This window comes from Leeuwenhoekiella palythoae (assembly GCF_020310025.1).
Lineage (GTDB): Bacteria > Bacteroidota > Bacteroidia > Flavobacteriales > Flavobacteriaceae > Leeuwenhoekiella > Leeuwenhoekiella palythoae.
The window spans coordinates 2,574,606-2,597,448 of the sequence record NZ_CP084318.1 but is presented as its reverse complement, the minus strand read 5'-3'; the positions used below and the strand labels follow the sequence as shown (position 1 = coordinate 2,597,448).

21 protein-coding genes and 3 pseudogenes are annotated in these 22,843 nt (G+C 39.9%); 21 read left to right on the top strand and 3 right to left on the bottom strand.

Going from position 1 to position 22,843, the window contains the following annotated elements; genetic code table 11:
• Positions 1 to 85: 85 nt before the first annotated feature.
• From LDL79_RS11060 to LDL79_RS17250, 21 genes and pseudogenes are all read left to right on the top strand, one after another.
• On the top strand, positions 86 to 4,519 hold the full coding sequence (locus LDL79_RS11060) for a CusA/CzcA family heavy metal efflux RND transporter (RefSeq protein ID WP_225597728.1): 4,434 nt from the start codon (positions 86 to 88) through the stop codon (positions 4,517 to 4,519).
• Between the two features lie 22 nt (positions 4,520 to 4,541).
• Positions 4,542 to 5,780, top strand: coding sequence for an efflux RND transporter periplasmic adaptor subunit (locus tag LDL79_RS11055; RefSeq protein ID WP_225597577.1), 1,239 nt, complete (start codon positions 4,542 to 4,544; stop codon positions 5,778 to 5,780).
• A gap of 96 nt (positions 5,781 to 5,876) precedes the next feature.
• Positions 5,877 to 6,215 carry a P-II family nitrogen regulator gene (locus LDL79_RS11050; RefSeq protein ID WP_008613762.1) on the top strand — a complete coding sequence of 113 codons (339 nt, stop codon included), beginning with the start codon at positions 5,877 to 5,879 and terminating at the stop codon, positions 6,213 to 6,215.
• Between the two features lie 15 nt (positions 6,216 to 6,230).
• On the top strand, positions 6,231 to 6,653 hold the full coding sequence (locus LDL79_RS11045; protein ID WP_225597727.1) for a Fur family transcriptional regulator: 423 nt from the start codon (positions 6,231 to 6,233) through the stop codon (positions 6,651 to 6,653).
• A gap of 26 nt (positions 6,654 to 6,679) precedes the next feature.
• The gene (locus tag LDL79_RS11040; RefSeq protein WP_009778857.1) at positions 6,680 to 7,039 is read left to right on the top strand and encodes a SpoIIAA family protein; all 360 of its coding nucleotides are present in this window, start codon (positions 6,680 to 6,682) and stop codon (positions 7,037 to 7,039) included.
• 57 nt (positions 7,040 to 7,096) lie between these two features.
• Positions 7,097 to 7,288, top strand: a complete 192-nt coding sequence (locus LDL79_RS17255) for an SHOCT domain-containing protein (protein ID WP_041250021.1) — start codon at positions 7,097 to 7,099, stop codon at positions 7,286 to 7,288.
• A 57-nt stretch (positions 7,289 to 7,345) separates the two neighbouring features.
• A complete protein-coding gene (locus tag LDL79_RS11030) occupies positions 7,346 to 8,107 on the top strand; it encodes an AlbA family DNA-binding domain-containing protein (protein WP_009778859.1) in 762 nt (253 codons plus the stop codon).
• Between the two features lie 5 nt (positions 8,108 to 8,112).
• Positions 8,113 to 8,367 (top strand): zinc ribbon domain-containing protein, encoded by a 255-nt coding sequence (locus LDL79_RS11025; protein ID WP_008613749.1) that lies wholly within the window; start codon positions 8,113 to 8,115, stop codon positions 8,365 to 8,367.
• Between the two features lie 57 nt (positions 8,368 to 8,424).
• Entirely contained in the window at positions 8,425 to 9,315 is an 891-nt protein-coding gene (locus tag LDL79_RS11020; protein WP_008613747.1) for a bestrophin family protein, read from the top strand.
• Between the two features lie 6 nt (positions 9,316 to 9,321).
• Complete coding sequence (locus LDL79_RS11015) at positions 9,322 to 9,762, top strand: MgtC/SapB family protein (RefSeq protein WP_008613746.1); 441 nt, start codon at positions 9,322 to 9,324, stop codon at positions 9,760 to 9,762.
• Between the two features lies 1 nt (position 9,763).
• Positions 9,764 to 12,292: a heavy metal translocating P-type ATPase gene (locus LDL79_RS11010; RefSeq protein ID WP_093026604.1), complete on the top strand. Its 2,529-nt coding sequence runs from the start codon at positions 9,764 to 9,766 to the stop codon at positions 12,290 to 12,292.
• A 35-nt stretch (positions 12,293 to 12,327) separates the two neighbouring features.
• The gene (locus LDL79_RS11005; RefSeq protein WP_167596225.1) at positions 12,328 to 12,756 is read left to right on the top strand and encodes a Fur family transcriptional regulator; all 429 of its coding nucleotides are present in this window, start codon (positions 12,328 to 12,330) and stop codon (positions 12,754 to 12,756) included.
• Positions 12,757 to 12,846: 90 nt separating this feature from the next.
• Entirely contained in the window at positions 12,847 to 14,250 is a 1,404-nt protein-coding gene (gene lpdA, locus LDL79_RS11000) for a dihydrolipoyl dehydrogenase (protein WP_167596224.1), read from the top strand.
• Positions 14,251 to 14,347: 97 nt separating this feature from the next.
• Positions 14,348 to 15,697: a Na+/H+ antiporter NhaA gene (gene nhaA / locus LDL79_RS10995; RefSeq protein ID WP_009778864.1), complete on the top strand. Its 1,350-nt coding sequence runs from the start codon at positions 14,348 to 14,350 to the stop codon at positions 15,695 to 15,697.
• Positions 15,698 to 15,707: 10 nt separating this feature from the next.
• Positions 15,708 to 16,499 carry a cation efflux transmembrane domain-containing protein gene (locus LDL79_RS10990; RefSeq protein WP_449543910.1) on the top strand — a complete coding sequence of 264 codons (792 nt, stop codon included), beginning with the start codon at positions 15,708 to 15,710 and terminating at the stop codon, positions 16,497 to 16,499.
• Between the two features lie 51 nt (positions 16,500 to 16,550).
• Complete coding sequence (locus LDL79_RS10985) at positions 16,551 to 17,549, top strand: sodium:calcium antiporter (RefSeq protein ID WP_008613726.1); 999 nt, start codon at positions 16,551 to 16,553, stop codon at positions 17,547 to 17,549.
• A gap of 2 nt (positions 17,550 to 17,551) precedes the next feature.
• On the top strand, positions 17,552 to 17,725 hold the full coding sequence (locus LDL79_RS10980) for a hypothetical protein (protein WP_008613725.1): 174 nt from the start codon (positions 17,552 to 17,554) through the stop codon (positions 17,723 to 17,725).
• 30 nt (positions 17,726 to 17,755) lie between these two features.
• Entirely contained in the window at positions 17,756 to 17,932 is a 177-nt protein-coding gene (locus LDL79_RS10975) for a hypothetical protein (RefSeq protein WP_008613724.1), read from the top strand.
• Positions 17,933 to 17,950: 18 nt separating this feature from the next.
• Positions 17,951 to 18,307 (top strand): SpoIIAA family protein, encoded by a 357-nt coding sequence (locus LDL79_RS10970; RefSeq protein ID WP_008613723.1) that lies wholly within the window; start codon positions 17,951 to 17,953, stop codon positions 18,305 to 18,307.
• A gap of 54 nt (positions 18,308 to 18,361) precedes the next feature.
• The gene (locus LDL79_RS10965) at positions 18,362 to 19,183 is read left to right on the top strand and encodes a universal stress protein (protein WP_008613722.1); all 822 of its coding nucleotides are present in this window, start codon (positions 18,362 to 18,364) and stop codon (positions 19,181 to 19,183) included.
• A 489-nt stretch (positions 19,184 to 19,672) separates the two neighbouring features.
• Positions 19,673 to 20,275: pseudogene (locus LDL79_RS17250) on the top strand (RteC domain-containing protein); the annotation flags it as partial.
• 66 nt (positions 20,276 to 20,341) lie between these two features.
• Here LDL79_RS17250 and LDL79_RS10955 read toward each other — a convergent pair.
• The 3 genes and pseudogenes from LDL79_RS10955 to LDL79_RS10945 form a co-directional block, all read right to left on the bottom strand.
• Positions 20,342 to 21,283, bottom strand: a pseudogene (locus LDL79_RS10955) (type IV secretion system DNA-binding domain-containing protein); the annotation flags it as partial.
• A gap of 9 nt (positions 21,284 to 21,292) precedes the next feature.
• A pseudogene (mobB, locus tag LDL79_RS10950) lies at positions 21,293 to 22,322 on the bottom strand (MobB family relaxase).
• 11 nt (positions 22,323 to 22,333) lie between these two features.
• Positions 22,334 to 22,714 carry a BfmA/BtgA family mobilization protein gene (locus LDL79_RS10945; protein ID WP_008613719.1) on the bottom strand — a complete coding sequence of 127 codons (381 nt, stop codon included), beginning with the start codon at positions 22,712 to 22,714 and terminating at the stop codon, positions 22,334 to 22,336.
• Positions 22,715 to 22,843: the final 129 nt, after the last annotated feature.

Sequence of the window (22,843 nt, the reverse complement as noted above, 5' to 3'; positions counted from 1 at the left end):
GGTGCTTTTTTAAAGTAAGCATTACATCATAAACGCATTGCATCTATTCGCATTGCGCAGTTTAAACTGAATTAATACTTTTTCTATGATTAACAAAATCATTTCATTTTCCATTAATAATAAATTTATTATTGGGCTACTTACCTTAGCGCTTATAGGTACGGGTATCTGGTCCATGTCTACCGTAAACCTGGGATCGGTACCAGATATTACTAACAATCAAGTCCAGGTTATTACCCAATCCCCTAATCTGGCTACAGAAGATATAGAACAGTTTGTAACATATCCTGTAGAACTTTCTATGGGTAATTTACCCGGGGTTACCGAAATACGATCTGTTTCCCGGTTTGGACTTTCAGTAGTTACCATTGTTTTTGAAGACGACATGGGCATTTACAAACCCCGTCAACTGGTTCAGGAAAAACTAAACGAAGTCAGGGACCAAATACCTGAAAAATTTGGAAGTCCCGCTATGGGGCCCATTACTACAGGTTTGGGTGAGATTTATCAATATACGATAAAGCCCCAAAAAGAGTATGACACTGTTTATTCCCCTACGGAATTGCGTACCATCCAGGATTGGATCGTAAAGCGTCAAATGACCCTCGTCGAAGGTGTAGTAGAGGTAAATTCATTTGGGGGCTCTATAAAACAATATGAAATTGCCATTAATCCCGAAAAACTGAATGCGTTAAACGTTTCTATTTCCCAAGTCTTCGATGCCCTGCAAAAAAATAATGTTAATACAGGCGGTGCATATATAGAAAAAAATAATATGGCCAATTTTATCCGTGGTGAGGGTTTAATCAGGTCACTAGATGATATAAAATCTATTGTTATCAAGAATGAAAATGGAGTACCTGTAACAATTGGAGATGCAGCTGAAGAGGTCCAGTTTGGTAGCCAGGTACGCTATGGTGCTTTTACCCAGGACGGCCGTGAAGCTGTTGGCGGTATGGTGCTCATGTTGAAAGGTGCAAATCCTAATAAAGTAATTGCAAATGTTCAGGATCGTATGGAGACGGTAGAACAATCTTTGCCTGAAGGTTTATCAATAGAACCCTTCCTTGACAGAAGTGTTTTAATTGAAAGAACTACGAGTACCGTGACCCAGAATCTTCTGGAAGGTGCTTTAATCGTGATTTTTGCCCTGGTGATACTATTAGGTAGCTTAAGAGGTGGACTTATAACAGCGACTACCATTCCTTTATCACTTCTTTTTGCTTTTATATTAATGAAGCAATTTAATGTCTGGGCCAATCTAATGAGTTTGGGAGCTATTGACTTTGGAATTATTATAGACGGTGCTGTGATCATCATTGAGGGTACGGTATATGAAATACAAAAACGGATGCGTTCCGGCAAAATAAAATTTAATAAGGCTAAAATGGATGAAGTAGCCTATGATGCCGGAAGTACGATGATGGGTTCCGCCTTTTTTGGACAAATTATCATTCTTATCGTATTTGCGCCCATTCTTTTTCTAACGGGGGTAGAAGGGAAAATGTTTCGGCCAATGGCATTTACTTTTGGTTTTGCCATGATAGGTGCTATTTTCTTATGCCTTACCTATGTCCCTATGATGTCTGCTTTATTTATGAAACCAATTCAGAATAAAAAGAACTGGTTTGGAAAGTTTGAACGCTGGCTGGAAAAAGTTAGTGATAAAATTATTGGAGGGATTCAAAAAGGATACATGCCTTTATTAAAAGGAGCTTTAAGATTGAAGTTCATAGTATTGGGGTCTGCGGTTGTCTCACTTATAGTAGCCGGTTTTATCTTTTCCAGAATGGGAGGGGAATTTGTCCCTCAACTTGATGAAGGGGATATCGCCATGCAGGCGTTAATCAGGCCTGGAAGTGGGTTGAGTGAAACAATCGATGTTTCCACAAAAATAGAAGATATCCTTCTTGAGAATTTCCCGGAAGTAGAAACCGCCGTAGCGAGGATTGGGGTTGCCGATATCCCTACTGATCCAATGCCTATGGATATTGCCGATATGTTTATTGTATTAGAGAAGGATATGGATAATTGGACTTCGGCAAGTTCTAAAGAGGAATTGATAGAAAAGATCAAAGAGAAACTTAATGAAGAACTTACGGGAGTCAACCTGGTTTTTAGCCAGCCTGTAGAGCTTCGTTTTAATGAACTGCTTACCGGGGTCAGGGAAGATGTTGCGGTAAAATTATATGGCGAAGATTTAGACCTTCTTGCTGAAAAAGCTGATAAAATGGCTGAAATAATACAGACTATACCGGGCGTAGGAGATGTGAACCCTGAACGAACATCTGGTCTTCCACAAATGACGGTGCGGTTTAATCGTAAAAAAATTGCGCAATATGGATTGGACATTGAAAAGATTAACGATTATATAAGTGCAGCTTTTGCCGGAGGAACGGCCGGAGTGATCTTTGAAGGGGAAAAGCGGTTTGATATGGTAATACGTTTTGATGAGGCGCACCGCCAAAGCATTGATGATTTACGTACCCTCTATATAGATCTGCCGGATGGAACCCAGGTTCCGATTAAGGAAGTAGCTGATATTAGTTATGTACCGGGTCCTATGCAAATTTCCAGGGATAACACCTTTAGAAGAACCTATGTGGGAGTTAATGCCCGCGGGAGGGATGTGGAATCTGTGGTAAATGACATCCAGCAAAAATTGGATGAAGAGTTAGATTTACCTCCAGGATATTACATTACTTATGGTGGGGAGTTTGAAAACCTTCAAAGAGCAAAAGGGCGTTTACAAATAGTAGTGCCCATCGCTCTATTTCTGATATTCGTGCTTCTGTACTTTGCACTCCAATCTTTTTCCCAATCAATTATGATCTATATAGCCATTCCACTGGCGGCTATTGGAGGAATATTTGCTCTTTGGTTAAGAGATATGCCGTTTAGTATTTCAGCTGGTGTAGGCTTCATTGTATTGTTTGGGGTTGCCGTTTTAAACGGGCTGGTGCTTATTAACAGGTTTAATTCCTTAAAAGAAGAAGGGGTAACCAGTATAAAAGATAGAATTTTTACAGGAACCAAAGAACGAATACGTCCCATTATGTTAACAGCAACAACAGATATTTTTGGATTTCTGCCGATGGCTTTTTCATCGTCAGCAGGAGCTGAAGTACAACGACCCCTTGCTACGGTTGTTATTGGTGGCATGCTTACAGCTACCTTACTTACGCTGGTTGTTCTTCCTGTCCTTTATACATTTGTAGAGAAGAGACGAGAGAAAAAGGAACAGAACAAGCTTGGTTCTTCCAATTCACGATCTTTAGCCACAATTTTGATAATTGGCTTGATGTTAGGCGGAACCTTTTCCGTAAATGCACAATCTGATGAAATGTCATCGGAAAATCCAATACAGGATTCTTTACAAACTATTAGTTTGGAAGAGGCTAAAGAAATGGCAATCCAAAACTTTCCACAATTAAAAGCTGCCCAACTTGAAATTGAAAGTGAGGAAGTATTGCGTAAAACCGCCTATGATTTTGGGAATACCCAAATCTTTACAGGAAAAGAAGAGGTAGGAAATGGCTCTGATGGGATCTATACCCAAATTGGTGTTCAACAACAAGGCATAGATGTTTTTGGAATAGCTCCCCGTTTGAAATTACAGAAAGAAAGGGTGGCCCTTGCTGAAAATGCTTTAGAACTAAATACCTTAGAAGTGGAACGTGAAGTAAGCAGGGCCTGGGCTTCAGTTTATACAAGTAAAAAGAGGTATCGGGTATATAAGAAAATGGATTCAATTTTTGAAGACATTGAAAGAGCAGCACGAATCAGGTATGAAACAGAAGCTACCTCTAAACTGGAGTATCTTGCTACTTCAAATCAGGGGAATGAGGTTAAAATACAGCTGGAACAATCGTACCGAGATTACCTGAAATCAATACAGCGTTTAAACCTATGGTTCGTTAGTGACACAATCTATGATGTACCAGATTTGCCTGTTGAAACTTTAGACGAACCTTTAAACTTTCTGGTAGAGTCGCTTGAAAATCATCCGTTGCTACAGGTTTCGGAACAAAGGATAGATGTTGCCAAAGCGGTTACCAGAGAACGAAAATCTGAATTTTTGCCCAAATTTCAGGGTCAGTACGGTAGGCAGGAAATAGCCGGGCAATCGGGTTTCTTCCAATATCAAATAGGAATTCAAATTCCGCTGTTTTTTGGGCCGGAATTAGGCCGTACACAGGAAGCACAAGTAAATAGACAGATTGCAGAGCAAAACTTTTATCAGGATAAAATCGAACTGGAAACCGCCTATAAAAATATGCGTGAAGACTACATCAAATGGAGAAACTCATGGAATTATTATAGGGATGAAGCACTTCCGCTGGCCAAAGAGCAACAAGATGGATCAGTGCTGGCCTTTAAGGAAGGCGCTATCGATTATGTGACATTTCTCCAAAATATAAGAGATGCCATTAGAATCGAGGTAAATGCCTGGAGTGCTTTTAACGATTATCTCGACAGCCGTTACCAACTGGAATATTACCTTAAGAATTCAAATTAAAAATTAAAATAAGAAAATCGATATGAATACAAGATCAATAAATATTCTAATGCTTGCCTTAACGCTCAGCATATTCTTTGGATGTAAAGAAAATCCTGCGGCAGGGGAAGATGCTTCCAGTGAAACTGCAACTACTAATACCGAAGAAGGTGAAAATCACGGTGAGGAAGGAGATGAAGAAGAAGGAGGGATGCGTTCGGTACATCTTTCAGAAATGAAATTCAATAGTCTGGGGATTAAAGTAGATACCTTGCCTAAAAAAGCTTTGTCCGGTATTGTGGAAGCCAATGGCCAGTTAGAAGTGCCGCCTCAATACGAAGCTACAGTTACGGCCGTCTTAGGCGGTAATATAACTTCTATAAAGGTTATTGAGGGGGATAAGGTAAATAAAGGTCAGGTGTTGGCTTATCTTTCTCACCCAAATTTAACCAGAATGCAGTCTGATTATATTAATGCATATAGTAGGATGCAATTTTTGGAAAAGGAATTTGAAAGACAGAAACGTTTATATGAAGCAGAGGTAGGATCTGGAAAATCTTTTCAACAAACCCAATCAGATTACCAGTCTGTACAAGGTGAAGTGCGGGGGTATGAATCACAGTTACGGCAGTTAAACCTAAATGCTTCCCAGGTTAGAGACGGTGAATTATATGAATATATTCCGGTAGTAAGCCCAATTGGAGGTTATATTGAAAAAGTACTGGTACAGGTAGGACAATATGTAGACCCTCAGACCAGTATGTTTATGGTAGTTGATAATGAACATGTGCATGCCGATCTAATGGTTTTTGAAAAAGATATTTATAAGGTGAAAGAAGGCCAAAAGATTGCGTTTACACTGGAATCGGTTCCAGGCAGTAATTTAACCGGGGAAATTTATTCAGTGGGGAAACAATTTGAACAAAACCCCAAAGCGGTACATGTGCATGCAGAAATCGATAATAAAGAAGATTTTCTAATTCCGGGGATGTATATAAACGGAAAAATCAGGACCGGTGAAGAAGCTGTTCCTGCCTTACCGGAAGAAGCAATAATTGAAGAAGAAGGAAATCCCTACATCTTTACGGCCCAAAAACACCAGGAAGATGGTGAAACCGAATGGGAATTGAAACCAGTGCAGGTTAGAACGGGAATAAATGAAGATGGTTGGGTTGAAATTAAACTGCTGGAGCCTCTGCCTGAAGGTACGTTGGTTGCCTATAATAATGCCTATTATCTGGTTTCTGAAATGCAGAAAAGCCAGACTTCCCATGGTCATTAAATTAAAAAAATTAGATGGATGGACTCTCTGTTAAATGTTTGTCTTAATTAAAATTCCAGAGGGTTCATCCTTAATACTAAAATTAATATTACAGCAATGAAAGAAATAAAAGCATTTATAAAACCGAAACGAGTTCAAAAAGTGATAGAATCCCTTAGTGAAAGTGGATTCAAAAGTATGACGCTTTCCCAGGGGGAAGGTACCGGGGCTTTTAAAGCAAAAGGCGCATCACCTTCTTTAGATTTCCGTGTAACAGACAGTCCGGTTGTAAAGTTAGAACTGGTATGTCAAAACGAAGAAGCACAATCAGCAATAGATATTATCCTTGAGAATGCAAAAACAACTGAACCCGGTGACGGAATAATTTATCTTTCCGATATTGAAGATGCCTTCCAGATAAAAACCGGGGAATCCATAAAGCGTTACGACCCCTAAATACTTTTATAGCAAATGGAAAAAATAGTAAAAAAGTTGGAAAGCAAAGGCATCCGCCCTACGGCAATGCGCTTGATGACCTATAGACGGCTGGCACAACTGAATGTGGCCGTTAGCTTAGGCGACCTTGGAAAGGATTTCGAAAGCTCGGAAAGGAGTACGCTTTTCCGTACTATGAAGACATTTGAAGAAAAAGGAATCGTGCATCAAATTGAGGATGGCACCGGCATCATTAAATATGCCCTGTGCGAAGACAATTGTGAATGTGAGGTGGGAAACGACCTTCACTTACATTTTCATTGCAATAGTTGCGGGGAAACCGTGTGCCTTACAGAGCACAAAATCCCTCAGATAAACCTGCCCGAAGGCTATGTGGCAGAGGATATCAATCTGGTAGTAAAGGGAATATGTGAGAAATGTAGCAATGACTTGGATTAAGTTTTTTGATTTAAAAAATTGGAACAATGATGAAAATTTATAAGAAAGAAAGCAAGGTATATATGGTAGCTCAAAATAGATTGGATGCTACCGATTATGACAATTTGATATCTCAATTAAAAAACCATATACAGGCAAACCATAAAGTGTACTGGTATATTGAAATGGAAAATTTTGAGGGGTGGACCGCAAGTGCGTATTGGAAGGGCATTGAACTGAAACTTCCGAATGAAGAACGCGTTAAAAAGGTTGCATTGGTGGGAAATACAAAATGGAAGGAACAGTTTACGGAAGTTTTGATTCCCTTTACAAGGACACATATTAAATTCTTTAGCCCTGAAGAAAAAGATTTGGCCAAGGAATGGATGGAGAAAGGAAATCATTAAAAAAGTTAAATAAATTTAAACAGAAAGATTATGATGGACGACTGATATTTTGGGGGAATGCACTGGATATGGTGGGGGCTTTGGATAATCCTTATCTTTTGGATATTCTTAATTCCTTATCCCACCCCGGGACAAAACAGACGGAAGGATAAGGCTATGGAAGCCCTGAGAGATCGATACGCCCGGGACGAGATAAGCGATGAGGAATTTGAACAAAAGAAGAAAGTCCTTCAGGATAAGAAGAAGTAGTTATAAGGCACAGGCATCGAAAGCGATGGCACCTATGGTATATAAAAGAAGGTAAAAATGAAAAAACGGAAAGTATTTGTTTTTATATTCATTGGATTAGCCCTTGGCTTATTTATAATACAGCCCCTGGCTATTTCACTCCACATGTATGACATGCAGGGAGATAATGGCGAATGGTGGAAATCTCTGCTTGCTTCATATCAGCAGGAATTTAGAGTATGGGATTTGGATCAAGCCATAATCAAATTGCTATTTGGACTGCTGGGCATTGCCTTGTCGCTTATGTTTATGGTCAGGCAAAGAATATTTCAATTGACCGGAAGAAAAGATAAGCTGGAGGAGATCAGAGAGCTGATTGCGGCAGGAGAAAACCAGCAAGTAGAATTTAAATCTACCTTGAGATGGGATTTGAGGCAGTTTAAACCGAATAAGGCTTTGGAAGACGTAATAGCAAAAACAATTGCCGGGTTTATGAACACCCAAGGAGGGCATTTAATTATCGGAATTGATGATGAAGGTAGTATTCTGGGGCTGGAACAGGATTATGGTACTTTAAAAAAACCTGGCAAGGACGGGTTTGAGCAATATATAATGCAATTGGTGTCCCTCAAGTTGGGTACCCATTTTTGCACTTTGGTTAAAGTGTCTTTTCACCAATTTGAAGAAAAGGATATCTGTTATGTAAGGGTTCACAAATCACAAAAACCTGTGTATTTGAATTTGGGCGATCGTTCGCATTTCTTTATCAGAACAGGGAACGGAACCCGCGAGTTGGATATGCCCGAGGCGTTGGAATATATGGAAACATACTTAAACTAAACAATATGGGATTTTTAAAACATTTATTAAGAGGAAATTATGGTCATCATTCCAACAAGCATCAACGTAAAAATAATGACCCAAGATTTAATGAACCCAAGGTTGTTGTGAGATGTACAAAATGCGGCAAAGACAATCCTGAAAATGCTTCTTTTTGTCAACATTATGGCGAGCCTTTAGGTAAAGTAAAATGCATAAGTTGTCAAGAACCAATACCTATGGATGCAAAATTTTGTTCTAAATGTGGCAATGAAGTATAGTTTACATTATGAGAATAAGCAAACAACTTATTGAACGGACTTAAATAATTTTTAAATATGCTCTTAAATAAGCGGATATCAATTTTTGACTTCTTGAAAACCATAAAATTTGACCTGATATTTATCGGTAGTTATTCAATTCTGGTTGGCTATATGGACCAATATGGTTTTTTGTCAAAAATCTCTATTCCAATTGCAATAACCGGCGTTTTTGGTACTGCGGTGGCTCTACTTTTGGGTTTTCGAACCAATCAAGCCTATGAACGGTGGTGGGAAGCCCGTATTATTTGGGGGGCTATTGTCAATGATTCCAGAACACTGGTCAGGCAGTGTGTGTCTTTTTTTGCAAGGGATCAAGGAGGCTATCAAAAGATGGTGAAAGAGATGACCGATCGTCAGGTAATCTGGTGCTATGCCCTAGGGGAATCGTTGAGGAAACTACCCTTTTCCACTCGGGTTAAGGTATACTCAGAATCCTATGGGATTAAAGCATTTAATATTCCTAATGCTTTATTGTCACAACACTCTGAAACTTTGTTAAAGGCAAAAGAAATTGGTATGGTCAATGATTTTCAGCAGGTACAGATAGACAGTACTATAGCCAGGTTATGTGATTCAATGGGCAAATGCGAACGTATAAAAAATACTGTCTTCCCCAAAGCACACAGCTTATTGATTCATTTGATCATCTACGTTTTTGCTACAATGTTGCCTTTTGGATTGGACGATAAAAATATAGCAGTTGAAATCGCTATAACATTTATTATACCAGTCATTTTCATTGCCATTGAAAAAACATCCATACTCATGCAGGATCCCTTTGAAAACGACCCTTTGGATACACCCATGACTGATTTGGCCGAAACGATAGAAATAAACATTAAACAAATGATAGGTGAAACAGATGTTCCTGTAAAGAAAGAGCCAACAGATTATTATATTTTATAATACAAGATGAATACAATGGATTTTCAAACTGAAATAACACTGATACCGAGATTATTTGTCGCTCTTTTACTAGGTGTCCTGATAGGACTCGATAGGGAAATTGACGGAAATGCGGCAGGAATTAGAACGTATGCAGCCGTTTGCCTTGGGGCCGCATTAATTACAATAATCAATACTCATATTGAAGTAACTGACCAAACCCGCATTGTCGCCAATATTGTTTCCGGTATTGGGTTCCTTGGTGCAGGAATTATTTTTAGGGATAGCGCGAAAAATTTAATTTCCGGTTTGACTACCGCAGCTACAATTTGGGCCACTGCCGCGGTTGGTATATCAATTGGGTTTGGTATGTACCTCATTGGAAGTGTTACATCCGCTTTTCTTATTCTATTATTGGTTTCACATCATTTCCCTTTTTTGAAAAAACATAAAATAAACAACACCTAAAATGAAAAAATTACAACTAAAAATTCCGGTATTGCTACCTCAGGTGCCAAATGAAAAAGACACTTGTGTGCAAAGGCTCATTGCTGAATTAGAGGCCAAAGAGGGTCTTGAAAAAGTACATATAGTAGATGATCAGGAAGATACGGTGCCGCAACTGTGCTTTCATTATGATCCGGACATTATCTCTATTGACCGAATTCAATCTTTGGCGGAAAATGCCGGGGCAGAAATTACAGAAAAATATGGTCATCTTCTTTTAGAGGTTGAGGGGATTAGACATACAAGGCACGCTCGTTCCATCGAGAAAAGCCTTTTGGCAATCAATGGAGTTTTGGAAGTTTCCGTTTCAGGCTCTGGAATGGTACGACTTGAATTTGATAAAAAGCAAACGAATTTTGATGAAATAAGTAAACAAATTGAAAAAGAATACCTTCAGATTCAGCGGAGTTCTTCAAACGAAAATGATTACACCAAAGCATCCAAAAAACAGGAGCGTTCAAAGAAGGAAGATACTAAAGAACAAACTTCCACAGAGGGGCACGAGCACAAAGAGGGCGAGACCCACGAGGAAGGAGAAGGGCACGCCCACGGTGGGATTTTCGGTAAAAATACGGAGCTTATTTTTTCTATTATCTGCGGCGCCCTTCTCGGGATAGGTTTCGGACTTTCCTATGTTGCATCCATCCCAGATTGGGTCAGTCTTACTTTATACATAGGTGCTTACTTTTTTGGGGGTTACTTTACGGCAAAAGAGGCCATACAGACCGTTGCCAAAGGTGGTTTTGAAATCGATTTTTTAATGTTGGTGGCCGCCATAGGTGCCGCTGTTCTGGGAGAATGGGCCGAAGGTGCACTCTTGCTGTTCCTGTTCAGCCTTGGCCACGCCCTGGAACACTATGCAATGAACAAGGCCCGAAAGTCCATAGCGGCCCTTGCCGATCTCGCACCAAAAACAGCTTTGCTCAAAAAAGATGGCAAAACCGAAGAGGTGGGTATCGAAAAATTGGGTATAGGCGATATTATCGTGGTCAAGCCGAACAGTAAAATATCTGCCGATGGCGTTGTGGTCAACGGAAAAAGCAGTGTCAACCAAGCTCCGATTACCGGGGAAAGTGTACCGGTAGATAAAGTTCCCGTAGAAGATGTTGACAAGGATTATTCGGCGCAAGATGATATCAAGGATGAAAACCGCGTTTTTGCCGGAACGATCAATGGGAACAATACTTTGGAAATTAAAGTGATCAAAGCAGCCAAAGATTCAACGCTTTCCCGATTGGTGAAACTGGTTAACGAGGCCCAGACCCAAAAATCACCTACCCAGTTGCTCACCGATAAATTTGAAAAATATTTTGTGCCGTCCGTCCTTATTTTGGTCGGGATTCTTTTGTTCGCTTTTTTAGTTATTGACGAACCCTTTAGCGCGAGCTTTTACCGGGCAATGGCGGTACTGGTAGCTGCAAGTCCCTGTGCGTTGGCAATCTCGACCCCAAGTGCTGTATTGAGTGGAGTGGCCAGAGCTGCCCGTGGCGGGGTATTAATTAAAGGAGGGCGCCCTCTGGAGGACCTGGGGGTTATTACCGCCCTCGCCTTTGATAAAACCGGAACTCTAACGGAAGGAAAGCCAAAACTTACCCAAGTGGTGCCACTTGGAAATATATCTGAAAACGAACTTCTCAAAATAGCAGTAGCTGTGGAAAGTTTGAGTGATCACCCCCTGGCCAAAGCTGTAGTTCGTGATGGAAAAGAGCGTCTGGAAGGCGAGGAAATCCCAAATGCCTCTAATTTGGAGGCAGTTCTGGGTAAAGGGATTAAAGCATCGTTTGGCAATGATAAAATCTATATAGGTAACCTCGACCTGTACGAAGGGCTTGATGAGAGTACACCTTCCGAAAAAATAGCTACGAAAGTGCGTGGTCTTGAAGGTGGTGGAAATACAACAATGCTTATACGAAAAAATGAAGAATATATAGGCATCATTGCATTAATGGATACCCCTCGTGAAGCCGCCAAGGGAACCCTCAAAAAATTAAAAGAAATCGGCATTAAACGAATGATCATGCTTACCGGAGATAACCAGAAGGTAGCAGACGCTGTAGCAGAAGAAATAGGATTGACCGATGCCTGGGGGAGCCTATTGCCGGAAGAAAAAGTGGATGCTATAAAAGAATTAAAAGAAAAGGAATCCAAGGTGGCAATGGTGGGCGATGGCGTTAATGATGCCCCTGCCATGGCAAACAGCACTGTAGGCATAGCTATGGGTGCTGCGGGAAGTGATGTAGCCTTGGAAACGGCGGATATTGCGCTAATGGCCGATAAGTTGGAAACCCTGCCCTTTGCCATAGGCTTAAGCAGGAAGGCAAAGGCGATTATCAGGCAAAACCTTTGGGTTAGCCTTGGTATTGTGGCCCTGCTTATACCTTCAACCATATTCGGCTTGGCAAATATTGGAGTGGCTGTAGTAATCCATGAAGGTTCGACGCTTCTGGTGGTTTTTAATGCGTTAAGGCTTTTGGCTTATAAAAAAGATTAGATCCGGACTTAGACTGTTTTTCGAAAGAATATAAAATGACAAAAACGGAAAAAAAATTATCGTCAAAAGGGATACGTCCCACTGAAATGAGGTTGAAAATTTACAAATACCTCAAAAGGAAAACTTATGCAGTAAGTTTAAATGAAATGCAAAAAGTCTTTATCAATAAAAATATCAAAACGGCCAATAAGACCACTTTCTACAGGACGATAAAGCTCTTTGAGAAAAAAAGCATGGTGCACCAAATTGACGATGGAACTGCTTTTGCAAAATATGCGCTTTCTGATGAAAACACCAATTTTAAACACAGTACAGATTTACATATGCACTTTCATTGTACCGATTGTAAGAAAACAATCTGTTTACCAAATAAAATATCGGAAGAGAGTTTGCCAGACCAGTATGAGGTGAACGATGTGAACCTGGTTTTAAAAGGGATTTGTAAAAATTGTAGTAAAAAATAATAGGTGGGAGTGCCTTAAGCCTGAATCCCAGCCCCCAATGGTCAAGCTTAAGGTTTTTTCCACCGTAACTAACTTAAAAAAAATATGAATATGGAAAAATTTGATGTAACTATAATAGGATCTGGCCCGGGCGGGTATGTAAGTGCGATCCGTTGCGCCCAATTGGGATTGAAAGTGGCCATTGTTGAAAGGTACAGCACGTTGGGCGGTACCTGTCTTAATGTGGGCTGTATCCCGTCAAAAGCCTGGTTGGAAGCCTCTGAGCATTATTACAAACTCAAACATCAATTCGAAAAATTTGGAATTGATGTTAAAGAGGCCAATGTAGATATCCTAAAGATGAACCAAAGGGTTCAGGATGTGGTACAGGAAATCATCAATGGCGTTGACTATCTGATGAAAAAGAACAAGGTTTCCGTATATGAAGGTCACGGTACCATCAGGGATAAAAACACGATTGAGATTAAGGGCGAAGATAAAACGGAAACCATAGCAACCGATAAAATCATCATTGCCACAGGGTCCAAACCCGCTTCACTGCCCAATATTGAAATCGATAAAAAGCGGATCATCTCTTCTACCGAAGCCCTTGCCTTAGGCCAAATTCCCGAGCATTTAATGGTCGTTGGCGGTGGCGTTATCGGTGTTGAAATAGGTTCCGTATTCGCCCGCCTGGGTTCAAAGGTTTCTATAGTAGAATATTTTGATAGCCTAATCGCCACTATGGACGGCGCACTGGGACATCAATTGCACCGTTCCCTAAGAAAACAGGGAATTGATTTTTATTTGGAACATAAGGTAACCAATGCAACGGCAACTGACGGCAAAGTAGAATTGAAAGCGGAAAACCTTTCGGATAAAGAAGAAATGAGTTTAGAAGGCGATTACTGTCTTATGGCCATTGGCCGAAAGCCATATATCGCCAGTTTAGGCCTTGAAAATATAGGAGTAAAAACCAATGAGAAAGGACAGGTAACGGTAGATAAAAACCTTGAAACAAACGTCAAGGATGTATATGCCATTGGGGATGTAATCCGAGGGGCAATGCTCGCCCATAAAGCCAGCGAAGAAGGCGTTTTTGTAGCCGAACGGATTGTTGGCCAAAAGCCCCATATCAATTATTCGCTCATCCCAAATATTGTGTACACCCAACCCGAGGTTGCCGGTGTAGGCTTAACGGAAGAAGAACTGAAGAAGACCAATAGAAGTATAAAAACGGGCTCTTTTCCCTATAAGGCAAACGCACGGGCAAAGATAAGTATGGACACTGACGGTTTTATCAAGGTAATCGCAGATAAGGAAACCGATGAGATACTGGGCGTGCATATGATAGGCCCTCGCATTGCAGACAGCTACACTGAAGCGGTGGTAGCGATGGAATTTAGGGCAGCTGCCGAAGACATAGCAAGAATGTCACACGGGCACCCCACATTTTCCGAGACCTTTAAGGAGGCCTGTCTGGCAGCTACCGAAGACAGGGCGTTGCATATTTAAAGTTGACCTAACAGTAAGTTCTTAAAAATTAAGACGCTACAGAGCTTTTTGAAAAATTAAGGTTTAAGTAATAAACTCAAAAAATAGATAAGATCAAATGGGGCAATCAGTTCGAAATCAATCCACTATTGGGTATATCAGGGAAACGGCAACAAAGTTCCTCGACAGGGAAACAGCTGGGGGGATTTTTTTAATAATTGCTACTATAGTTGCCCTTCTTTTAGCTAATTCACAGTGGGCAGGTGCCTATCATCATTTTCTTGGTGATGAATTGCTTTTTGAATTTTCCGAGCATCTTAGTTTTGGGCTAATAATTGAAGAATGGATCAATGATGGCCTAATGGCAATTTTCTTTTTGGTTGCCGGCCTTGAATTGAAGAGGGAGGTTATGGTGGGGGAATTATCTTCAATTAAAAAAGCCTCAGCCCCCTTGTTGGCAGCTTTAGGTGGTATGGCAGTTCCGGCCCTCATTTTTATTAGCCTAAATTTAGGCACTGAAAATATAAAGGGTTGGGGCATCCCTATGGCTACCGATATCGCATATTCACTAGGGATAATTGGCCTACTGGGGAAAAATGTCCCCAGGCAGTTAAAAACATTTTTAATAGCCCTCGCTATTGCTGACGATATAGGTGCCATATTGGTGATAGCATTGTTTTATAGCAACGAGTTGAGCTGGATATACCTTGGATCGGGCATGGGGGCATTTGGGTTATTATTATTAATGAATTGGACTGGGGTCAAAAATTTGATTTGGTATATTATTATAGGTATCATCTTATGGTATTGCTTCCTTAATTCAGGTATCCATCCAACAATTGCGGGAGTACTTTTTGCCATTACCATCCCAATAGTGCCCAAATTAGACAGTAAAAAATTCAAAGAAAGGACTGCCACAAACGTTACTGATCTTGAGAAAGCAGAGTTAGAAAAATTAAATCCTCTTCAGGATATAAAACAACGAAAAATTTTAAAAGCCATTAAAACAGATACTGAGAATTCAAGGCCTCCTTTGCTCAAACTGGAAAATTCCCTTGTTGATTTTAATGCTTTCTTTATCATTCCTGTTTTTGCAGTCGCGAATGCGGGAGTAAAGCTCGATGTAAATTTAATTGAGGTTGTTTCCGGTTCTTTAGGGTTGGGGATCCTTTTGGGATTAGCAATTGGTAAAGTAACAGGGATTGGTATTTTTACATTGATTGGGCAAAAACTTGGAGTTTCCGAATTACATATTACACTAAACTGGAAACATATAATTGGAATTGGTATGATTGCGGGAATTGGCTTTACCATGTCCCTTTTTATTACCAATCTCGCATTTAATGATCAGGAATTGATTAAAATTTCGAAAATAAGCATTTTGATAGCTTCATTACTTGCAGCTATTGGCGGTGCGGTAATTCTCTTATTAACTTCCAATAAAGGAAAGAAAAATATAGTTAAGTGATATGGGAGAAATGAACAAAAGTACTTTTATAGTAAGTCAAATGGACTGTCCTTCAGAAGAACAGATGATCCGGATGAAGTTGGAGTCTTATGCTCAGGTGAAACACTTGGATTTTGATATTCCCAACAGGAAACTGGAAGTATATCATGTGAATGGAATCGAAGATATACAAACATCAATAGCCGGTTTAAACCTTGGGGATTCCTTTCAAGGGACCGAAGAAGCCGAGCCTCCTGAAATAGAAGACCAATCCAAACAGAAAACAATCCTTTGGTGGGTCCTCGGGATAAATTTCGGCTTTTTCATTATCGAAATGACCACGGGGTGGATATCTTCTTCGATGGGCCTTATTGCCGATTCGTTAGATATGCTGGCAGATTCCATTGTATATGCACTAAGCCTATTTGCCGTAGGTGGTGCTGTTTCAAGAAAAAAGAAGGTCGCAAAATTTAGCGGATACTTTCAAATGGCTCTGGCGACACTTGGATTTGTAGAGGTCTTACGCAGGTTTATTATGAGCAGTGAACCTCCCATATTTCAGTGGATGATTATTATTTCCTCTCTGGCACTTGCCGGAAACTTAATTTCATTATGGTTAATCAATAAGGCCAAAAGTAAGGAAGCCCATATGCAGGCCAGTGCTATTTTTACTTCAAATGATATTATTGTAAACGGTGGGGTGATTCTGGCAGGTGTTTTGGTTTATTTTCTGGATAGCAAATGGCCTGATTTGGTAATTGGCGGCATCGTTTTCACGTTTGTAATGCGGGGCGCCATAAGGATATTAAAATTATCAAAGTAGATCTTATCAAAAAATTTATGGATGGGAGAGTAATTAATTAAAATTTAAAATATGAATGTCTGGCTTTGGATAATAGTATTGGGAATTGCCGCCTGGGCGGCCCATTGGGGTGCGGATCAGTTATTGGCTCCTTTAAAAATGCTCCGTAAACAATGGGGGCTTACCGCTTCTGCAGGTGCTGCTTTCCTTGCCATTGTCACGGCAAGCCCTGAAGTAGCCATCAACATTACAAGTGCTGCACGGGGTGTTTCCGACATTGGGCTTGGAAATTTGTTAGGTTCCAATATTATTTCAATTCCCCTGATGGTAACCATTGCGTATTTCGCTTCCCGGAGACACTTCAAAAAAAATAAAACCCACCAAAAACATCTGGAGAAAAACATTCTGGCATTGAACAAACGTTCTGTTTCCGTTCTTTCCCTACCATATCTAAGTATTATCGCCCTTGTGGCCCTTTTGACTTTACCTAAAGCCTGGCGGGGTCTCCAACCGATAGACGGGTGGATTATGCTGGCGGCATATGGAGTGTTTTTGACCCACGCCATAGTAAAAGGAAGAAAAAAGGGTGAAAAGGTAACCTGGAACAAGAAAAAGATAGCCCTTTCCGTTGCTGGTGCCCTGGCAATAGCCGTAGGTGCCTTCTTTATTGTAAAGGCAACCGAAAATATTGTTGCGGCCTTAAATATTTCGGAAATCGTGGGCGGTCTTTTCATCACGGGCATAATGACCACGGCACCGGAAATTTTCAAGACCTGGAGCGTGGTAAAAGGAGGAGAGGTGACGGCGGGCACCACCAGTGTTATTGCAGACAATGCAGTCACGATGACGGTGGCATTTTTTCCATTGGCACTGGTAACTACCCCAATCGAAGATTTTCAGTTGTTTTGGGTTAACCTGGCCTTTGTTGGGCTTATGCCACTACTATACATCTTGTTTGTGCACCAAAGTAAGGAATTGCACGGTTTCTCCCGCTGGCAAATTTTTGTGTTTGATGCGGCATACATTGTCTATTTGCTGGTAATGATTTTTTTCGTACTAAAACTATTTTGAAGATGAAAGATGGACTTTTTAAAAATTACACAAAAAGGTTCAATATTCTGGATGAAAATATCCGTGAATTGGCAGTAAAATATGCTGAAGAACACTATAGAAAAAACCAATGTTCAAAGGAGGAAGCCCTGGAGCGTGGTATTGTAAAAGCAGAGATGGAAAACAGAAAAATTTAGCCGTAATAATAAAAACACTTCAATAACAAGATGGACTGGATGTTCGAAGATTTCAAATCCGATCTTGATTCCCTCGACCCAAGGGTTAGGGAAAAGGCGCTGGAAATTGCCGGGCAATTAGTTAAGGAGAAAAATTACATGGAAAAAAAGGCTATATCTGAGGCTATTGTAAAAGCTGAGGAATGGTTTTACGATTTAGGAGGATAATAATTAAAACACAAAAGTATGTTACAGATAATTGAATTAACAGGGGGGAATATCATAGCAACAAAAGCTTCAGGTAAATTAAAAAAAGAGGATATGGAAAAAATCCATCCGCTTATCCACGCTATACTGGACAAAGGAATGAAGGTACGCTGGTATTTTGAAATGGAAGACTTTACGGGCTGGGATCTTCCTGGATTCTGGGAAGACCTGAAAATAGATACCACACACGCTCAGGATTATGAAAAAATTGTGATGGTTGGAGGTAAAAAATGGCAGGATTGGATAACTCAGTTTATGAAACCGTTCACCAATGCAGAAGTGAAATATTATGATCTAGAGGATAGAGAAACTGCAAAAAAATGGATTAAAAAATAACTTTTTTAAAATTAAACAATGGAAAACTGAATGTGTAATTAAAATTAAAAAATCATGAAAATATTAGTTCCGATCGATTTTAGTCAAAGTTCAAAAATTGGAGTAGAGTATGCAACAAAGGTGGCCGAATCTTTAAATTCGGAAATCATTTTTGTACATACCTACTCTGGAGGTTATCAATATGCCGGATATGGAGCTATAGCCTATCCGGTCCCCGATAATTTTAGTTCTTACCAGGATTTATACAAAGAGAAAATGCTGGAATTTCTCGAAAATTTTCCGCGTCTGGCCACAATTAAATATAAGAGTATTGTAACCTCTGGAAGAACTTCGGATATAATTTTTCAATTAGCAACAGAAGAAAAAGTCAATTTAGTAATCATGGGTACGGAAGGTGCGGGTGAGGTAGAAGGTTACCTTGCAGGAACTACCAGTGAAAAAATAAGCATGGACGTGCCCTGCCCCGTGCTGGTTGTACCTGAAGATTTAGAAACTTTTGGCTTAAAAAGAATTTGTCTCGCTTTGGATTCAGATAATCTCAGGCCTGATAGAGAATTAAGTATTCTTGCTAATCTATTAATGGCATTTAATGCCAGTCTTTTTATTTTTCATTCTTCTAAAAGTAAAGATGAAAATATTAATGAGCAGGAGGTTAAAGATTATTATAAGCAGTTTTTTAACCTGGAGAATATTTCTGTTCACCTTTTTTCCGACGGAAAAACTGAAGAGAATATAACCAATTTTCTGAAGGAAAACATAATCGATGTTTTGGCTCTATTATACAGGGAACATGATTTTATAGAAAAATTAACTGAACTTGGTTTGAGAAGAAAAATGATTTTTAAATCAGAAGCACCTGTACTTATTTTAAAATAATGACAGAGTTCTTTTTTTTATAAAATATATAGATTTTATAAGGCTGTCGAAATATTATTTTCTGTAAAATTAAATTTCTAAAAGGTCATGTTTTTAGAAAAGCTAAAAAACTTTTCGCACAATATCGCTCTGTCGTTGGTGTTTAAGTTGCTGCTGATCTTAGGTGCTTTTGGAGTTAATTACAGAAAATGGATTGGAAATAGTACAACAAGATGTCCCAAAGTAGAAGAAATAGAAGAAAGAAAAAAGCTCAAAAACCATCGAAAGGTCAAATCTCAAAAAAGGATAAGGTCAAGGGAATTATCGTACTTGTCCTCTTGGTCATAGCCTCATTTTCGCTTTACTTTTTTGTGCTAAAAGGGAACATTCATAAGCATTGAATTTTGATGTGTTCGCTCACTAAAAAACCACCTAATTTCTTAAACCCCAAAATTGTAGTTGTTGATAATGTGGGTTTTATTTTAATTAACATATAAACCCAAATCAGATTTGAAAAAACAATTACTCAAGATAATAAACGATTACAAAAAAGAAATAAAACCCGTAGAAGAATCAAACCTCAATGATTTCAGTATCGTTGAAAATGGGATATCGATTTCCAGACAGTATCTACAGAAATTACGAGTATGCGTAAGGGAAAATGAGTTCAAAAATCCAGAGGAAGAAATCATATTTTTCAAAAAGCATAAGCCTTATATTTACAGTCGCTTGAAATATTACGCTAAGCTCTACAACTTTCTGATTAATCGGCCGGCCGGAACGATTAAATCACAACAATTGTTTATAGACGATGAGATTAAAAAACTTCAGGAAAGCAATCGCCGCCATTTGGATTTTATAAAGTATTATAGGGAGGGATCTACCGTTCTCGATGAGTTTTATTTTTTGCGGGGAAAAGATAAAATCAGTTTGGTTTCAGACACCTCTCACTTTTATACCGATGCAGAATTTTCTACAAGTCACGATAATGCCGTTGCCAAAATTATGGCGTATGATCTTTTGGTCAACCACTATATTCAGGAATTGGACGATTTAAGGAATTTATCTTATGGAAAATCACGAAAATTAAACACCTTGGCCACCGGCGATCGACTGAGTTGGACTGCTTCAAAAACAGACTGTCTCATTACAGTTGTTGCAATGAAAGTGCAAATGGAGGTCGTCACCGACCTCGCATTCACAATTCTCTGCGGAAAGTGCCATAAAGATACGCTGGGTACTGATTCGTTTGAGCGCATTGGCCAGCGTACTTTTTACACCTGCCGTTTGTCGTTCGGAATCTTTTCCGCTAATAAACGCATCCGCCATTGCCCTTGATGTGGTATTGGTTTCTAAAAACTGAATAAGGCTGTCCGTGTCCAGATATTGATAAATGGCGATCAAATGTGGCAGGGTACAAAATTTGGGGTAAGAGTTTTTCAATTTCCAGATCAACCCGCCGATCAATCCTTCCGCAGCATCATTGAAAAAATTGGTCGTTCCGCTCGTGCCGGATTCCCTTTGCTCCAATAGGTTCTCGATCAATACCCTTGAAACCTCGTTTACGCTTTCCTCGTTCTCTAAATAGCGTGGAGCGATGGGATTCACCCTATGTATAATCTTATCGAAGGAGATGACCTTAAACGGAATATCGCTATCCTTGAAAAGCGGATACGCCATTTCCGTCAACTCAAAATCCTTATAGTCGTGGATGATCCCGCAAAAGCCTTCTTTTCGGAAATGCCTTAGGAAACCATAAACTACGCTTTCAGTCTTGCCACTTCCGGCAGATCCGATGATGGATGCCCCACGTTTTACGTTTTCCAGTTTAAAGTTTCCATTGCTCGTTGCAAAACTAACCTGATATTTACTATCTCTATTTTTTGGCTCGTCCGTTTTGTGCAAAAAAACATACAGTCCTGTATTAATCAGCATCAGCGGACAAACCAGGATCAATGAAATCAAAATAAGTCCATTGTTGCTCGATAGGTAAAATACCAAAGCACCGAGCAAAGCCACGTTTAAAAAAAAGGCATAACGGGTCAACCTGTACAGCATATAAAATAGCGCACTTGTTAAACCAATAATTAAGAGTGTCGTTGTAAGGTTGTCCAGTTGCATAACAAAGATTTAGATTCCGATGGAACTTGATTTGATGGCCACGTCCAAACCTTTGCGCAGCTTATTGAAAACCTTTAGGGCAAGCTGCGCCTGGTTGGTCGGGATACTTGGCATTATCGGGATGCCCGTTTCCCGCATCAGTTTAAAAGCGATTGCCTTTTCATTGGTCGGCAATTTCATCAGGGAGGCAAAGTAGATTTTTGGGTTTTTAATGAAATTCTTCCGGGCTTTGTAGGTTTCGGCAAAGTTCCGTTGGTAGCCAAAAGTCTTATCAAAGGTTTTTTCTGCTTGTTCAAAAAACTTGTCCCGGTCAAAACCCCGTTTAACCTGTTTCCCTCTCATCTCGACATCGGAAGCCTTGTATTTACTCCCCGGCGAAAGGCTGAACGAATTGGAAGCATCCTTGCGACTTACGATAATATGGATATGACTTTGGTTGCCGGCCTTGGGCATTCCCTGGACAATACGTTTCCCATCCTGTTGGTGCGGGGCCTGCTTTTCTAATTTAGCAATTTCCCGTTCCCGCTTTCTGGCACTTCCTTCCATCGAGCCGTTTTCTATGTTTCGGATCTCATTTTTTAGCTGCAATATTTTGGAGGCAAAGGGTTGGTTTTCTTTGATCTGTTTGTCTGTTCCCTTGAAGGTTCGTTGGTGCTCGATTTTTGCGTAATACTTTATATCGTCAATAGTTACCGGTCGGCCATTAATTTCCCGGTTGAACGATCCCACATAATCCTTCATCAGCTCGCGGGTGTACTTTTTCAGATCTTCGCTACTGTTCTGTAATCTGTTCAGTTCATACTTGGAAGGGCTGACCGTAATCGAATAGAATTTTGGCTCTTTCTTTTTCAGTTTGGCACCGTTCCCATCAATATCCTTTACCACTTCCTCGGCCGATTTCATCGTCATATTGGTTGAAAAAATATTCCATTTCCTCCTGTTCCAAACTTTGATTTTCCTTTTCCAGATAGCCCACAAAATCGCCCGAACTTTGTGAATAATTTCCTCCTAATTTTTGAGGTGTGATCGTGATATACATAGCTCAAAAATTTAGAGTTCGTTATTTAGATTTCGTTTTTCTTGAAAATGCACTTCCTTCTTTTCTTTCACAAATTTCTTCTCCAAGATCAGCGGTTTCTTTTTGGGTTCTTCGGTCTGAAAAAGGGATTCGATCATCGCCACGGTGGGTTTGGTCTGGGTCTTTTCCATATTCCGCATTATGGCGATTACCGCATTGATCCGTTTCTTTAAATTGGCCTCTATCGTCCTCCCGGTCGGGCCCAGTTTTTCCCGTGGCGAGATTTCATTGTAGAAGAAAAAATCGAGCATCACCGCCATTGCCTCGGTATGCGATTTGAAGTGTGCTCTTGAAAATTGCTGGAAACGCTTGGCGGTTTCCTTTTTGAATCTAATGCCGATAAATGAGTCCATAATTCGCCGATTTGTCGCAAATCCTTCCCTAAAAATGGGCGCTCACAGGGCATTTGTCGCAAATTGTAGAAATCCAAATAATCACTTGATTTTTAATTAACTAAAAATCAAGTGATTAACAAGAAGTAG